Origin of the sequence: Blautia sp. HCP3S3_B11, assembly GCF_052064435.1 — a bacterium.
Classification (GTDB): domain Bacteria; phylum Bacillota; class Clostridia; order Lachnospirales; family Lachnospiraceae; genus Blautia_A.
Window position 1 is genome coordinate 1 of sequence record NZ_JBQHVP010000002.1, and the last position, 14,240, is coordinate 14,240.

At 41.4% G+C, this 14,240-nt stretch carries 16 protein-coding genes; all 16 read left to right on the forward strand.

Annotation, left to right across the window (positions count from 1 at the left end; all coding sequences use genetic code 11):
- Nucleotides 1-384, forward strand: a 384-nt coding sequence (locus ACTNC0_RS01455) for a formate--tetrahydrofolate ligase (protein ID WP_441086064.1), incomplete at its 5' end; no start/stop codon positions are given.
- 127 nt (nucleotides 385-511) lie between these two features.
- Entirely contained in the window at nucleotides 512-1,141 is a 630-nt protein-coding gene (locus ACTNC0_RS01460; protein WP_441086065.1) for a cyclodeaminase/cyclohydrolase family protein, read from the forward strand.
- An 83-nt stretch (nucleotides 1,142-1,224) separates the two neighbouring features.
- The gene (locus ACTNC0_RS01465) at nucleotides 1,225-2,079 is read left to right on the forward strand and encodes a bifunctional 5,10-methylenetetrahydrofolate dehydrogenase/5,10-methenyltetrahydrofolate cyclohydrolase (RefSeq protein ID WP_441086066.1); all 855 of its coding nucleotides are present in this window, start codon (nucleotides 1,225-1,227) and stop codon (nucleotides 2,077-2,079) included.
- A 332-nt stretch (nucleotides 2,080-2,411) separates the two neighbouring features.
- Nucleotides 2,412-2,594, forward strand: coding sequence for a PD-(D/E)XK nuclease domain-containing protein (locus ACTNC0_RS01470; RefSeq protein WP_441086264.1), 183 nt, complete (start codon nucleotides 2,412-2,414; stop codon nucleotides 2,592-2,594).
- 104 nt (nucleotides 2,595-2,698) lie between these two features.
- Entirely contained in the window at nucleotides 2,699-3,454 is a 756-nt protein-coding gene (locus ACTNC0_RS01475) for a glucosaminidase domain-containing protein (protein ID WP_441086067.1), read from the forward strand.
- A 357-nt stretch (nucleotides 3,455-3,811) separates the two neighbouring features.
- Complete coding sequence (locus ACTNC0_RS01480) at nucleotides 3,812-4,681, forward strand: leucine-rich repeat protein (protein WP_441086068.1); 870 nt, start codon at nucleotides 3,812-3,814, stop codon at nucleotides 4,679-4,681.
- 313 nt (nucleotides 4,682-4,994) lie between these two features.
- On the forward strand, nucleotides 4,995-5,336 hold the full coding sequence (locus ACTNC0_RS01485; RefSeq protein WP_441086069.1) for a Crp/Fnr family transcriptional regulator: 342 nt from the start codon (nucleotides 4,995-4,997) through the stop codon (nucleotides 5,334-5,336).
- Between the two features lie 245 nt (nucleotides 5,337-5,581).
- Nucleotides 5,582-6,532, forward strand: coding sequence for an L-lactate dehydrogenase (locus tag ACTNC0_RS01490; RefSeq protein ID WP_117674549.1), 951 nt, complete (start codon nucleotides 5,582-5,584; stop codon nucleotides 6,530-6,532).
- 389 nt (nucleotides 6,533-6,921) lie between these two features.
- Complete coding sequence (locus tag ACTNC0_RS01495; protein ID WP_441086070.1) at nucleotides 6,922-7,716, forward strand: CoB--CoM heterodisulfide reductase iron-sulfur subunit B family protein; 795 nt, start codon at nucleotides 6,922-6,924, stop codon at nucleotides 7,714-7,716.
- Nucleotides 7,713-8,102 carry a 4Fe-4S dicluster domain-containing protein gene (locus ACTNC0_RS01500; RefSeq protein WP_117674547.1) on the forward strand — a complete coding sequence of 130 codons (390 nt, stop codon included), beginning with the start codon at nucleotides 7,713-7,715 and terminating at the stop codon, nucleotides 8,100-8,102. The genes ACTNC0_RS01495 and ACTNC0_RS01500 overlap by 4 nt, the downstream gene beginning before the upstream one ends.
- A gap of 6 nt (nucleotides 8,103-8,108) precedes the next feature.
- Nucleotides 8,109-10,097, forward strand: a complete 1,989-nt coding sequence (locus tag ACTNC0_RS01505; RefSeq protein ID WP_441086071.1) for a 4Fe-4S binding protein — start codon at nucleotides 8,109-8,111, stop codon at nucleotides 10,095-10,097.
- Nucleotides 10,088-10,531, forward strand: a complete 444-nt coding sequence (locus tag ACTNC0_RS01510) for a hydrogenase iron-sulfur subunit (RefSeq protein WP_441086072.1) — start codon at nucleotides 10,088-10,090, stop codon at nucleotides 10,529-10,531. The genes ACTNC0_RS01505 and ACTNC0_RS01510 overlap by 10 nt, the downstream gene beginning before the upstream one ends.
- Nucleotides 10,519-11,493, forward strand: coding sequence for a 4Fe-4S dicluster domain-containing protein (locus tag ACTNC0_RS01515; RefSeq protein ID WP_022380682.1), 975 nt, complete (start codon nucleotides 10,519-10,521; stop codon nucleotides 11,491-11,493). The genes ACTNC0_RS01510 and ACTNC0_RS01515 overlap by 13 nt, the downstream gene beginning before the upstream one ends.
- A gap of 3 nt (nucleotides 11,494-11,496) precedes the next feature.
- Nucleotides 11,497-12,528: a 4Fe-4S dicluster domain-containing protein gene (locus ACTNC0_RS01520; RefSeq protein ID WP_008703028.1), complete on the forward strand. Its 1,032-nt coding sequence runs from the start codon at nucleotides 11,497-11,499 to the stop codon at nucleotides 12,526-12,528.
- Nucleotides 12,528-13,382, forward strand: coding sequence for an FAD/NAD(P)-binding protein (locus ACTNC0_RS01525; protein WP_022380684.1), 855 nt, complete (start codon nucleotides 12,528-12,530; stop codon nucleotides 13,380-13,382). Before ACTNC0_RS01520 ends, ACTNC0_RS01525 begins: the two co-directional genes overlap by 1 nt.
- Nucleotides 13,383-13,560: 178 nt before the next feature.
- On the forward strand, nucleotides 13,561-14,238 hold the full coding sequence (locus tag ACTNC0_RS01530) for a 2Fe-2S iron-sulfur cluster-binding protein (protein ID WP_008703029.1): 678 nt from the start codon (nucleotides 13,561-13,563) through the stop codon (nucleotides 14,236-14,238).
- Nucleotides 14,239-14,240: the final 2 nt, after the last annotated feature.

A 14,240-nucleotide genomic window follows, 5' to 3' on the forward strand; every position in this document is an offset into this window, starting at 1 on the left:
GAGCCAAACGACTTTACTTATGCATATGAACTGGAAGGTTCTATTGAAGACAAACTGAACCAGATCGTTCAGAAAGTTTACGGTGGTAAGAGAGTTGTCCTGACAGCAAACGCTCAGAAACAGGCAAAACAGTTAGAGGCTCTTGGCTTCGGCAACTGCCCGATCTGCGTAGCTAAGACTCAGTACAGCTTAACAGATGACCAGACAAAACTTGGTGCTCCGACAGATTTCGAAGTTACTGTACGTAACTTAAAAATCTCCGCCGGTGCAGGATTTATCGTAGCTCTTACAGGCGAGATCATGACAATGCCAGGTCTGCCGAAGGTTCCGGCTGCCGAGAGAATCGACGTAGACGAAACAGGTAAGATCACAGGTCTGTTCTAATTTACTGAATTTTATCAAATACAAAAGGAGAGTGTTCCTATATGTATAGATATACTTTGAGAGCACTCTCTGAAACAGGCAGATCTGATATCTGCTTAATAAATAAATGAAAGCAGGAGAGAAAAAGATGGGATTTTCAACAAGTACTTGTACAGAATTCGTTGAAGTTTTAGCTTCCAAAGCTCCGGTTCCAGGCGGCGGCGGTGCATCTGCATTAGTTGGTGCTGTAGGAACAGCTCTTGGAAACATGGTAGGAAGTCTTACAGTGGGCAAGAAGAAATATGCTGCTGTAGAAGATGAAATGTATGAATTAAAAGCAAAATGCGATCAGTTACAGAAAGACTTCCTTCGTCTGATCGAACGTGATGCAGAAGTATTCGAGCCATTATCCAAAGCATACGGAATGCCGAAAGAAACAGAAGAAGAAAAAGCTGAAAAAGCAAGAGTTATGGAAATCGTATTAAAAGATGCATGCTCCGTTCCTATGGAAATCATGGAGAAATGCTGTGAAGCAATCGAACTAATCGTAGAGTTCGGCGCAAAAGGATCCAAACTTGCAATCAGCGATGCCGGTGTCGGCGCAGCTTTCTGTAAAGCAGCATTACAGGGTGCAAGCCTGAACGTATACATCAATACAAAATCCATGGCTGACAGAGAATACGCAGAAGAATTAAACAAAAAAGCAGATGCGATGCTTGAGAAATATACAAAGATCGCAGATGATACATTCAACAGCGTACTTGGCAGATTGAAATAATATGATATCAGGGTCAAAAGATCTTTTGACCCTAGCATCATAATATAAAGACAATATGAGTGCAATTTGGGAGGAAACAATCAATGGCTAAGCAGTTATTAGGTAAAGAAGTAACAGCAGCATTAAATGAGAAAATCAAAGCTAACGTAGCAGAGCTTCAGGGAAAAGGAGTAAATCCTACTCTCTGTATCATCCGTGTAGGCGAGAACCCAAGCGATATCTCTTATGAAAGAGGCGCTACAAAACGCTGCGAAACTTTAGGCGTTGCATGTGAGAAGATCTTACTTCCGGAAGATGTTTCCCAGGAAGAACTTCTTGCAACAATCGATAAAGTAAACAAAGATGATAAGATTCACGGCGTATTATTATTCCGTCCACTTCCAAAACATCTGGATCAGGCAGTAATCGAGAACGCACTTGCTCCTGAAAAAGACGTTGACTGTATGACAGACCTTTCCATGTCAGGTGTATTCACCGGCAAACAGATCGGTTTCCCGCCATGTACACCACAGGCATGTATGGAAATCCTTGATCACTACGGAATCGACTGCACAGGCAAGAAAGCAGTAGTAATCGGAAGAAGCCTCGTTGTTGGTAAACCGGCAGCAATGATGCTTGTTAAGAAGAACGCAACTGTTACAATCTGCCACACAAGAACTGTAGATATGCCGTCTGTAGCACGTGAGGCAGATATCATCATCGTGGCCGCAGGCCGCGCCGGTGTTGTCGGAGCTGAGTATGTAAAAGAAGGACAGACAGTAATCGACGTAGGTATTAATGTAAACGCAGAAGGCAAACTTTGCGGAGACGTTGACTACGCTGCAGTAGAGCCGATCGTAGATGCTATTACACCTGTACCAGGCGGTGTTGGAAGCGTTACAACTTCCGTACTGGTTGGACATGTAGTAGAAGCTGCAATGCGTAAAGTTAATGGCTGATTCATGGTTTTGCAGATGATTAAAGCATAAAACATAGGATAAATAAGAACTCACTACAGGGATTTTGGGTATTCCATGTGGTGAGTTCTTTTTGACTTGTCAAGGAGAAGTTTTTGTGTGACATTGCCTTGTGGGAAAAGTAACCGTGTGTTATGATAATGGCAGATAACATTAAAGTTCTGAAACGAAAGGAAGTGATTCTAAAATGCTTAAACTGCCAGTGGGAATTGAAGATTTTGCGGAGATTCGTCAGTTGGTTTTTTTTATATTGATAAGACAAAGCTGATTGAGCAGTTACTTATATAGAACCAGAGAATCCAGATGCAGGGATTATTATCAAAGTGAAGTATTCCCCGACCTTTCAGGGACTGGAAAAAGCCTGCCAAAAAGCTATGAAGCAGATTAAAGATCGAAGCTATGAAGAATTTCTGCAAAATGATGGCAGAAATGAGATTCTGGCTTATGGCATTGCATTTTGCAGGAAACGCTGCAAGGTGATAATGGAAAAGATGTGAACAAAGATCTATTAATTGTAACTCAAAAAATCAAATCAGTTATCAACAGAACAATCAGGGCCCATGAGAGATGAGTTGTGATTATAAATATATAGAGGATGATTATGTTAAGAAAATTAGAAAAATGTTGCCTTGTAACAGGCGTGATGGGAATTCTTCTGATGGGGATGCCTTTGAATATATGTGCCAGTGAAGAAGCCGCTGTGCAGGAAAATAGTCTGGAATCTGGGAATGAAGTAGACCACTCCCAGGAAGGACAGCTTTCCAAGCCAAAGAGCCTGGAAGGCCTGGATGCAATTTCCGGTGAAGACCCGACGGATAATACTTACGGATATTATACAATCATGGGTGGTACAACTGTATCAGCCGATGAAATGTGTTCTTTATATAATAGTCAGGGCTGTACTTATCCGTCTGAAGAATTAAGTGAAGGCGGTGCACCTGACATTGAAACTTTTTGTGATATCATAATTGAAGAAGCGAATGCGGAAAACGTGCGCGGCGAGGTTGTCTTTGCACAGTCAATGCTTGAGACCGGATGGCTGACTTACGGCGGGGATGCCGAGATCACTCAGTTTAACTTTGCAGGTCTTGGAACGACCGGGAATGGCGTAAAAGGAATTGCTTTCCCTGATGTAAGAACCGGAATCCGCGCCCAGGTTCAGCACTTAAAAGCATACGCCTCTACAGATGACCTGAATCAGGAATGCGTAGATGAGCGCTTCGATTATGTGACAAGAGAGACTGCCCCCTATGTAGAATGGCTGGGAATTCAGGAGAATCCTTACGGTGGTGGCTGGGCAGCGGGGAAGGATTATGGAAGTAAATTACGGAAAATATTGGCAGACTTAAAGAATTAGAGGATCCAGATGAAAAAATATTATTGAGGTGAAGTATTCATCGACTTTTCAGAGGCTGGAAAGAGCCTGGAAAAACTAATGTAAGAACCAAAATCTGTGCTCTGGTTCATCATTTTAATTTATCATGAATTCAAAAGATTGGATGTTCAAAAAATTAAATTTCGGACATTCAATCTTTTATTTTGTAATTTTTATTAAATTTTCACTATAAAATCAAAAAGTTTGATATATATCAAGAACGTGAACAGATATTATTTCAGGAATATGGTAAAATTGAAAATATCATACATCATTAAAAACGAGTCGACGTATTGGAAAGAAAATACATTGATGAGAGAAAACAGGAGGATGAAATGTATGAAGAAGAAATTGATGGCACTGGTGTTGTCGGGCGTGTTGTTCTTACAATCGGCAGGAATAGCATACGGAGCAGATTTTTCGGATGGAGCCGGAGTTGAAATATGCAATGATTTTGAAAAGCAGAATGAAAAAGAAACTTCGGGAGAAAATACGCCGGAAGCGGATGATATTTCGGAGGGATTTTCCGACAATAATGAAATTACGGAAGAAGAGCAGTTCTCTGGCGGATTGGAAGAAGAACAGAATTCTCAGGAAAAAGAATTAGATGAAGAAAATAATGCAGTATCAGCCACAGCTTCGCAAATATCTGGAACATGTGGAGAAAATTTAAAGTGGGAATTTAAAGATGGGACATTGACAATTAGTGGAAATGGGAAGATGGATTCTTTTAATAGTAGTTATTCTACACCATGGCACTATTCTGCTAAAGATATAAAAAAGTTAATTATAAAACAAGGTGTAATAAGTATAGGGAACCATGCATTTTATGGATGTAGTGGATTAACAAATATAACAATCCCCAGTAGTGTGACGATGGTTGCTAATTATGACTCAAGTTTTCTTGATGAATTTATAGAAAATTCAAGTGATTTAATTTATGGAGGCTATGAAGGATGGAAAAATTATTGGAATAATACCACTAAAACAGAACAGGCGAGAGAAATCTTAGCAGGCTTACTTACTTCTTATCAAGGGAATGTAGAAGAAATTTCTATGAGTGAAACTGCAGATAAATTTGTTAATATATGCATCAGTACATTAAAAAATGGTAATTGGGCATATGCAACGGCATATGGTCTGAACAGCACCGAAATTAATAAATTGGCAAAACTATGTAATAATGAAAATTTATCCCAATTTTTTTGAATAAAAAGTATGATAATCTGGCTCATTACTTACAGAAAGTAGGAGGCTATTCGGAAGATTCAAAAATAATTCAATGTATAAAAAGCTTTACTGAATCTAGTGAATATGCAGGAATTCCAGAAAGTGGACATTAAAAGCCAGAGATATTCTGATCAGGGAGAATGATAAAGTTTCGGAAGTTTCTTTTCTATATCAGCATGGAGGAGTAGTAAAGGCTTATTATGCTCTGGAGCAGGAGGGAAAAACCAGAATCCACTGTTTTACACATCTTCCGGGAGAACCGGTTACGGGAATAGCGAATCTGGACAGAAATATGACTTCCCTGCTGACCGTAGAGGCAGTCAGAAATTGTGAACTGATCTCTACTTCGGTTGACTGCCTCAGGAATCTGGCACAAACCAGTCAGGAAATTGCACTTGCATGCAATCGGATGATAGGAATTACTGCAATCAAGAGTATGGAATATGAAAAAGTTCTCACTTCCAATAAAGTCGAGGACAGATATCGGTACTTTACAGAAATGTATCCGGATCTTATAGGAACAGTAAGCAAAAAAGATATCGCTTCTTATCTTAATATGACACCGGAAAGTCTGAGTCGTTTATTAAGAAATACAGAAAAAGAAGATTTAAAAATTAATTCATGTGACGTTTAAAAGTCAGGCGGGCAGTAAATGTCCGCCTCTTTTATTTATTGGATTTTTACCTGATTTGGTTAAATTCACGTTAAAAAAATATCAAATTTTCAGCACTGCTAAAATTTTTTGAGCACCACAAATCTTCTACCTCATAAAATTGTGCAGATTTTTATACAAAATATTCTAAAACCACTTGTTAAATAGTTGACAATATGTTATCATTTAGGAGTCAATTTTGTTAGGAGAAAAGGAGTATTAAGATTATGAGCAGTAAAATTACTATCATTGGAGCAGGCAGTGTCGGTTCTACTATCGCGTACACTTTATCAAGCCAGGATATCGCATCTGAGATCGTTCTGATCGATATCAACAAACAGAAAGCAGAAGGCGAAGTTCTCGATATCATTCAGGGAACCTGTTTCAGAGATCCTATTTCCATCATTGCCGGTGAATATGAAGATGCCAAAGACTCTGACATCGTTATCATCACTTCCGGTATTGCCCGTAAGCCAGGTCAGACAAGACTTGAACTTACACAGACAAATGTAAATATTCTCAAGTCTATTACACCGGAGATCGTAAAAGCAGCGCCAAACGCTCTTTATCTGATCGTAAGTAATCCGGTTGATATCATGACTTATGTATTTACCAAGATTTCCGGACTTCCGGAGAATCAGATCCTTGGTTCTGGTACAATTCTTGACTCGGCACGTCTGCGCTGCGGATTATCCGAGCATTTCCAGATTGCACAGAGCAACATTCATGCTTATGTATTTGGCGAGCATGGCGATACATCCTTTATTCCGTGGTCAGGAGCCTATATTTCCGGCGTAAGTGTAGATGAATACTATGATCTGGAGAAGAAACTCGGAAAAGATATCGAGCCGATCGACAAAGAAGCAATGCTTCAGTATGTACAGAAATCAGGCGGCGAGATCATCTCCAAGAAAGGTGCAACTTTCTATGCGGTATCTTCTTCTGTATGCAAACTTTGCAGCCTTCTGGTAGCTTCCTCAGAATCCATTTCCACAGTATCTACTATGATGCACGGAGAGTATGGCATCGAAGATGTATGTTTAAGTACCTTAACCTTAGTAGGACCAAACGGTGTACAGGGTAAAGTTCCAATGAGAATGACAAAAACTGAAATCGAACAGCTGAAAAAGAGTGCAGATGCACTGAAAGAAATTATTGCCCAGATTAATCTTGATTAACTATAAAACAAGATACCAGAGTCATGAGAACGTGATGCTTTTGACTCTGGTATCCGAAATAAAAAATCAGAGCAAAATTATTTTATTTAAAAAAATTATCAAAAACCACTTGTTAAAATGTTATCAATATGATATGATATATATCGGAAATCGAGCTGATACACTCCTTTAATGCGGAGGAAGGGTGTGCGAACTCTTTTATTTTTCTATGTCTCAAAAAAGATATAAAAAGTAATCGTATTAGTCTTGGTTTATATTTTTGTCTATTTATTGTTAAAAAAAAGACAAAGCTTATCTTGGTTTTTATATGAGTTATATAACTTAATCAGATAAGTGATAAGACAGTATTTACTATTTACCTGAACAACTAAGAAAGGATAATGTTAAGTATGAAGTACAGTTATTATCCGGGTTGTACCCTGAGAAACAAGGCGAAAGATCTGGACGAATATGCCAGAGCCAGCGCCAGAGCACTTGGGTTTGAACTGGAAGAGATTGAAGACTGGCAGTGTTGCGGAGGTGTATATCCACTGGGAACAGATGAAATTGCCACAAAACTTTCTTCCGTACGTGCTCTTAATCAGGCCAAAGAAAAAGGCCAGGATCTGGTGACAATCTGTTCTGCCTGTCATCACGTGATCAAACGTGTCAATGATGATATGAAAAATGTGGAAGATATCCGCACCAGAGCAAACAATTATATGCAGCTTGAAGAGCCTTACGAAGGGGAGACCATTGTACTCCATTATCTGGAAGTACTTCGCGATAAGGTTGGCTTTGACAAGCTGAAAGAGAAAGTGGTAAATCCGCTTACAGGAAAGAAAATCGGAGCTTATTACGGATGTCTCTTATTACGCCCGGGCAAGATCATGGCATTTGATGATCCTGAGAATCCGACGATCATGGAAGATTTCATCCGTGCACTTGGCGCAGAACCGGTCGTCTATCCATACAGAAACGAATGTTGCGGCGGTTACATTTCTCTTAAGGAAAAAGAAATGTCCCAGAACATGTGTCAGAAAATCGAAGACAGTGCGAAAGGCTTTGGAGCTGATATGCTGATCACAGCCTGTCCATTGTGTAAATATAATTTAAATAAAAATGCTTCCAGCGACCTGCCTGTATATTATTTCACAGAGCTGCTTGCAGAAGCCCTCGGAGTAAAAGAGGAGGTGGCGAAATGAGAGACAATCATTCAGCAGCAGAGAAGATTAAAGAAATCTCAGGAACCAATCCGCTGAAATGTATGAAATGTGGAAAATGTTCTGCTACCTGTCCTTCCTTCAATGAAATGGATATCAAGCCACATCAGTTTGTATCCTATGTTGTAAACGAAGATATCGAAGCACTTGCCAATTCAAAATCACTCTGGAAATGCCTTTCCTGCTTTGCCTGCGTAGAGCGTTGTCCAAGAGATGTAAAACCTGGAAAGATCATTGACGCTGCAAGACAGCTGGTTGTCCGCCAGAAAGGCGGAGATTACCTGACAGCAGATGAGATTCCACAGCTTCTTGATCCGGAAGTGCCACAGCAGCTTCTGGTAAGTGCATTCAGAAGATACAGGAGGTAAGCCAGCGTGCAGAGAATTGGTGTATTTGTCTGTCATTGCGGAAGTAATATTGCCGCTACGGTAGATGTAAAAAAAGTAGTTGAATTAGCTGCCAAAGAGCCGGGTGTCGTTCATGCGGAAGATTACCAGTATATGTGCTCAGAAGCAGGTCAGGCTAAGATTCAGGAAGCCATCAAAGAAAAGAACCTGACAGGTGTGGTTGTCTGTTCATGTTCTCCACGTATGCATGAAGCAACATTCAGAAAGGCAGCAGAGAGAGCTGGCCTGAATCCATACATGGTGGAGATTGCAAACATTCGTGAGCATTGTTCCTGGATTCATAAGGATATGGAAGAAGCGACAAAGAAAGCAGTGATCCTTGCCAGAGCAGCAATCGCAAAAGTTAACTTAAACACCCCTCTTCAGCCAGGAGAGAGCCGTGTTACAAAGAGAGCCCTGATCATCGGCGGCGGTATTGCCGGAATCCAGACAGCTCTGGATATCGCTGATGCAGGCTATGAAGTAGATATTGTAGAGAAGACTCCAAGTATCGGTGGAAGAATGTCACAGCTTGACAAAACATTCCCGACACTTGACTGTTCCGCATGTATCCTCACACCTAAGATGGTAGAGGCTGCTGCTCATGAGAAGATCAATATCTATACATATAGTGAAGTAGAACATGTCAGTGGATTCGTAGGTGATTTCACTGTTGATATCAGAAAGAAAGCAAGAAGTGTAAATATGGACAAATGTACAGGCTGTGGTGTCTGTCAGGAAAAATGTCCGTCTAAAAAGATTCCGAATGAATTTAACAGAGGATTAAATAACAGAACAGCTATCTACACTCCATTTGCACAGGCTATCCCAAATGTTCCGGTTATCGATCGTGAGAACTGTATCAAGTTTAAAACCGGAAAATGTGGTGTATGTTCCAAAGTATGTCAGGCAGGTGCCGTTGATTACGATCAGCAGGATGAGATCGTAACACAGAAATATGGTGCAATCGTAGTTGCCACCGGTTTCGATACGATCAAACTTGACAAATACGATGAATATGCATACAGCCAGAGCAAAGATGTCATTACATCTCTGGAACTGGAACGTATCATGAATGCAGCAGGTCCTACAAAGGGACATTTAGAGCGCCTTTCCGATGGAAAAGCTCCGAAGGAACTTGTATTTATCCAGTGTGTCGGAAGCCGTTGCTCTGATGACAGAGGAAAACCATACTGTTCCAAAATCTGCTGTATGTATACTGCAAAACATGCAATGTTAATTCGTGATAAATATCCTGATACAAATGTAACCGTATTCTATATTGATGTCCGTACACCAGGTAAGAACTTCGATGAGTTCTATAGAAGAGCAGTAGAGCAATACGGTGTAAATTACATCAAAGGTCAGGTAGGAAAAGTAATTCCTCAGCCAGATGGAAGTCTTCTTGTACAGGGATCTGACCTGATCGATAACAAGCAGATTCTTAAGAAAGCAGACATGGTTGTTCTTGCAACTGCCATTGAACCGAATCCGGATGTCCGTAAGATCGCTACCATGCTTACAGCAAGTATTGATACCAATAACTTCCTTACAGAAGCTCATGCAAAACTTCGTCCGGTAGAATCTCCGACAGCAGGTATCTTCCTTTCCGGTGTCTGCCAGGGACCAAAAGATATTCCGGAGACAGTAGCACAGGCTGGTGCAGCAGCAGTTAAGGCAATTGGTCTTCTTGCAAAAGATAAGCTGACAACCAACCCATGTACAGCTAAATCTGATGAGCTGTTATGTAATGGATGCTCTACATGTGCAAATGTCTGCCCGTATGGAGCAATTTCCTATGAAGATAAAGAAGTAAATGACCACGGTATCCGTGAAACAAGAAGAGTAGCCGTTGTAAACACAGCACTTTGCCAGGGATGTGGTGCATGTACAGTAGCCTGCCCGTCTGGTGCAATGGATCTGCAAGGCTTTTCCAACAGACAGATTATCGCGGAGGTAGATGCAATATGTCGATAGAAACAAACGAAAAATTCAGACCTAAGATTGTAGCATTCTGCTGTAACTGGTGCAGTTACGCAGGTGCAGACCTTGCAGGAAGTAGCCGTCTTTCTTATCCGGCTGATGTAAAGATCATCCGTGTTCCTTGCTCCTGCCGTGTCAATCCAATGTTCATCCTCCGTGCTTTTGAAAAAGGTGCTGACGGTGTGATCATGTGTGGATGTCACCCTGGAGACTGTCATTACAGCACAGGTAACTACTACGCAAGAAGACGTATGACGCTTCTTTTCTCCATGCTCGACTACATCGGTGTGGAAAACGGAAGAACACGAGTAGAATGGGTTTCCGCTGCTGAAGGTGTGAAATTCTCCCAGACTATGAATGAGTTTGTAGAGAAGATCCATTCACTCGGTAAGAACGTAAGATTGGAGGATTTAAGATGCAGGAGCTGATAAATCGTGCAAAAGAACTGCTTGCTGACGGTACAGTTGCAAGAGTTCTGGGATGGAAAGCCGGAGATCTGCCTTACAATCCGGAACCGGCTTACTTTGAAACAGAAGAATCTCTGAAAGATTTTGTATATAATGGATTCTGCGGTGCAAACTTAAGCAAATATATGATCGAAGCTTCCAAACTGGAAGGCAAGACACTGGTTTGTTTAAAACCATGTGATACATACAGCTTTAATCAGCTGATCAAAGAGCATCGTGTAGACCGTGAGAAAGCTTATATCATTGGTGTTGGATGTAAAGGAAAACTGGATATCGAGAGAATCCGCAAACAGGGAATCAAAGGTATCGAAAGCATTTCCGGTGCAGAGATCACAGATGAGGCAGAAACACTGACTATTCAGACAATCTATGGTGAAAAGACCTGTGCATACAAAGATGCAATGCTTGAAAGATGTCACGTATGTAAAGGAAAAGAACATAAGATTTATGATGAACTTATCGGTGAGTCCAAAGACACAAAAGATGCAGATCGTTTTGCAGAAGTAGAGAAGATCGAAGCAATGAGCCCGGAAGAAAAATTTGCATTCTTCCAGAGCCAGTTAAGCAAATGTATCCGCTGCAATGCCTGCCGTAATGTCTGTCCTGCATGCAGCTGCCGTAAATGTGTATTCGACAGCAATAAGTTTGACAGTGCGCAGAAAGCAAACGTGGACTCTTTCGAAGAGAAGATGTTCCATATCATCCGTGCATTCCATGTGGCAGGAAGATGTACAGACTGCGGCGAATGCAGCAGAGTATGTCCTCAGGGAATTCCGCTTCACCTGTTCAATCGTAAATTTATCAAAGATATTGATACATTCTATGGTGAATATCAGGCAGGAGAGGATTCAACATCCAAGGGACCTCTTACAAACTTTACATTTGAAGATGTTGAGCCGAGTATCGTGGCAGAAAGGGGATAATGTATGTATAAGATAGCAGCAGAGAATCTGCAGGCATTATTCCAGAAGATTGCCGCAGATCAGGATTTATATTTACCGGTTAAAGTCAGTGATCAGGTAAACTTCAAAGCATGGAGCGAAGATGCAGAAGTTTGTCTTGATACTTTAAAAACTGTAAAATCACCAAAAGATGCTTTTTTTCCACAGAGTGAAAACCTCTACACCTGTAAAAAAGAGGAGAAGAATATCTCCATTGAGCCACAGGCATTACAGGAAAAGAACTTTGTTGTGTTCGGAATGAAAGCCTGCGATATCCAGGGTGTAAAAGTACTGGATAACGTATTCTTAAGTGATCCGATCGATACTTTCTATGCAGCCAGAAGAGATCATGGTACGATTGTAGCACTTGCATGCCATGAGCCGGAAGAAAGCTGTTTCTGTAAAGTATTTGGTATTGACTGCGCAGACCCTGTTGCAGATGTTGCAACATGGATGATCGAGGGAGAGCTTTACTGGAAACCTCTTACAGAGAAAGGGGAAGCCCTTACAAAAGCAGTTGCAGAACTTCTCAACGATGCTGACGAAGCAAAAGTAGAAGAAGAGAAAGCTGCGATCCGCGCAATCGTAGAGAAGCTTCCGTACTCTAATCTTTCTCTGGAAGGATGGGGACAGGAAGATTACATGGATCGTTTTAATTCTCCTGTATGGGAAGAACTTTATAAACCATGTCTGGCATGTGGTACCTGTACATTTGTATGCCCTACCTGCCAGTGCTATGATATCAAAGATTATGACACAGGACACGGCGTACAGCGTTACCGCTGCTGGGATTCCTGTATGTACTCTGACTTTACAATGATGGCACACGGAAATAACCGTAATAGCCAGATGCAGCGTTTCCGTCAGAGATTCATGCATAAACTTGTTTACTATCCGGTAAACAACAATGGAATGTTCTCATGTGTAGGATGCGGCCGCTGCGTTGAGAAATGCCCATCATCCTTAAATATCGTAAAAGTCATCAAAGCTTTTGAAAATCAGGGAGGTGAAAAATAATGAGCGAATGTACCTGCCATAAAAACTACACATTAGACACACTGATCCCGAAGGTTGGTGTGATCACAGATATCCGTCAGGAGACACCGGATGTTAAAACATTCCGTGTAAACGCTCCTGAAGGAGGAAAACTTTTTGAACATATGCCTGGTCAGTGTGCAATGGTCTGCGCACCAGGTGTAAGTGAAGGTATGTTTTCCATTACTTCTTCACCTACAAATAAAGAATATCAGGAATTCAGTATCAAGAAGTGCGGTGCACTGACCGATTATCTCCACAGCCTTCAGGTTGGAGATGAGATCACAGTCCGTGGACCATACGGAAATCATTTCCCTGTAGAAGATAAATTAAAAGGTAAAAACCTTCTGTTTATCGCAGGTGGTATCGGACTTGCACCTCTTCGTTCTGTTATCAACTATGTACTGGATAACCGTGCAGATTACGGAACAGTAGATATCCTCTATGGTTCCCGTTCCGCAGATGACCTGGTACAGTTAAAAGAAATCCAGGAAGTCTGGATGAAAGCAGAGGGAGTTAATGTTTATCTGACAATCGACCGTGAACAGGAAGGCTGGGACGGACACGTTGGATTCGTTCCTTCTTATCTGAAAGAGATTGGATTCGATACAAACAAAACAGCACTTGTCTGCGGACCGCCGATCATGATCAAGTTCGTTCTTGCAGGACTGGAAGAACTGGGCTTCTCCAGAGAACAGGTTTACACAACTCTGGAGCTTCGTATGAAATGCGGTATCGGTAAATGCGGCCGTTGCAATATCGGTTCCAAATACGTCTGCAAAGACGGTCCGGTATTCAGATGCGACGAGATTGATGAATTACCTGCAGAATATTGATAAGCAATGAGCAGTGCAGAAAGTGATGTGAAGGAATGCGTCATGCTTGCATATAAGCATTCTTTCACAGAACATTCTGTAGGGCGAACGCCCTCAAGCGAGAAGTAGCGTAGCGGATTCGAGCTTGTATGTGCTGCTGACGACAGATGATATATATAGAAAGGACTGGTAATCTCAAATGGAAAAGAATATGGTAAACGTATATTTTTTCGGTAAGAAATACAGCGTACCTGCAGAACTTACAATTATGACTGCCATGGAATATGCCGGTTATACATTAAAGAGAGGATGCGGCTGCAGACACGGATTCTGCGGAGCCTGCGCAACAATCTACAGAATCAAAGGTGAAAACGAGCTGAAAACATGTCTTGCCTGTCAGACACAGGTACAGGAAGGAATGTATGTAGCAAGCATCCCGTTCTTCCCTACAGATAAGAGACTCTACAACATCGAAGACCTGAAACCGAATCAGCAGGTAATGATGGAACTCTATCCGGAAATCTACAGCTGTATCGGATGTAATGCCTGTACAAAAGCATGTACTCAGGACTTAAATGTAATGCAGTACATCGCATATGCACAGAGAGGCGAACTTGAAAAATGTGCAGAGGAATCCTTCGACTGTGTAAGCTGCGGATGCTGTTCTGTAAGATGTCCGGCCGGTATTTCCCATCCGATGGTAGGTCTTCTGGCAAGACGTCTCACAGGTAAATATATCGCGCCTAAGAGCGAACATCTGGAGAAACGTGTAGAAGAAATCCACGAAGGTAAATATGATGATCTGATCGAGCAGATCATGCAGAAACCAATCACAGACATGCAGGAACTTTACAACAACAGAGAAATTGAGAAATAGGG

Coding starts and splice junctions, on each gene's coding strand:
- ACTNC0_RS01465 (WP_441086066.1), top strand. CDS start 1,225: ATGGCTAAGCAGTTATTAGGTAAAGAAGTAACAGCAGCATTAAATGAG.
- ACTNC0_RS01480 (WP_441086068.1), top strand. CDS start 3,812: ATGAAGAAGAAATTGATGGCACTGGTGTTGTCGGGCGTGTTGTTCTTA.
- ACTNC0_RS01510 (WP_441086072.1), top strand. CDS start 10,088: ATGTCGATAGAAACAAACGAAAAATTCAGACCTAAGATTGTAGCATTC.
- ACTNC0_RS01520 (WP_008703028.1), top strand. CDS start 11,497: ATGTATAAGATAGCAGCAGAGAATCTGCAGGCATTATTCCAGAAGATT.
- ACTNC0_RS01495 (WP_441086070.1), top strand. CDS start 6,922: ATGAAGTACAGTTATTATCCGGGTTGTACCCTGAGAAACAAGGCGAAA.
- ACTNC0_RS01460 (WP_441086065.1), top strand. CDS start 512: ATGGGATTTTCAACAAGTACTTGTACAGAATTCGTTGAAGTTTTAGCT.
- ACTNC0_RS01525 (WP_022380684.1), top strand. CDS start 12,528: ATGAGCGAATGTACCTGCCATAAAAACTACACATTAGACACACTGATC.
- ACTNC0_RS01515 (WP_022380682.1), top strand. CDS start 10,519: ATGCAGGAGCTGATAAATCGTGCAAAAGAACTGCTTGCTGACGGTACA.
- ACTNC0_RS01490 (WP_117674549.1), top strand. CDS start 5,582: ATGAGCAGTAAAATTACTATCATTGGAGCAGGCAGTGTCGGTTCTACT.
- ACTNC0_RS01475 (WP_441086067.1), top strand. CDS start 2,699: ATGTTAAGAAAATTAGAAAAATGTTGCCTTGTAACAGGCGTGATGGGA.
- ACTNC0_RS01485 (WP_441086069.1), top strand. CDS start 4,995: ATGACTTCCCTGCTGACCGTAGAGGCAGTCAGAAATTGTGAACTGATC.
- ACTNC0_RS01530 (WP_008703029.1), top strand. CDS start 13,561: ATGGAAAAGAATATGGTAAACGTATATTTTTTCGGTAAGAAATACAGC.
- ACTNC0_RS01500 (WP_117674547.1), top strand. CDS start 7,713: ATGAGAGACAATCATTCAGCAGCAGAGAAGATTAAAGAAATCTCAGGA.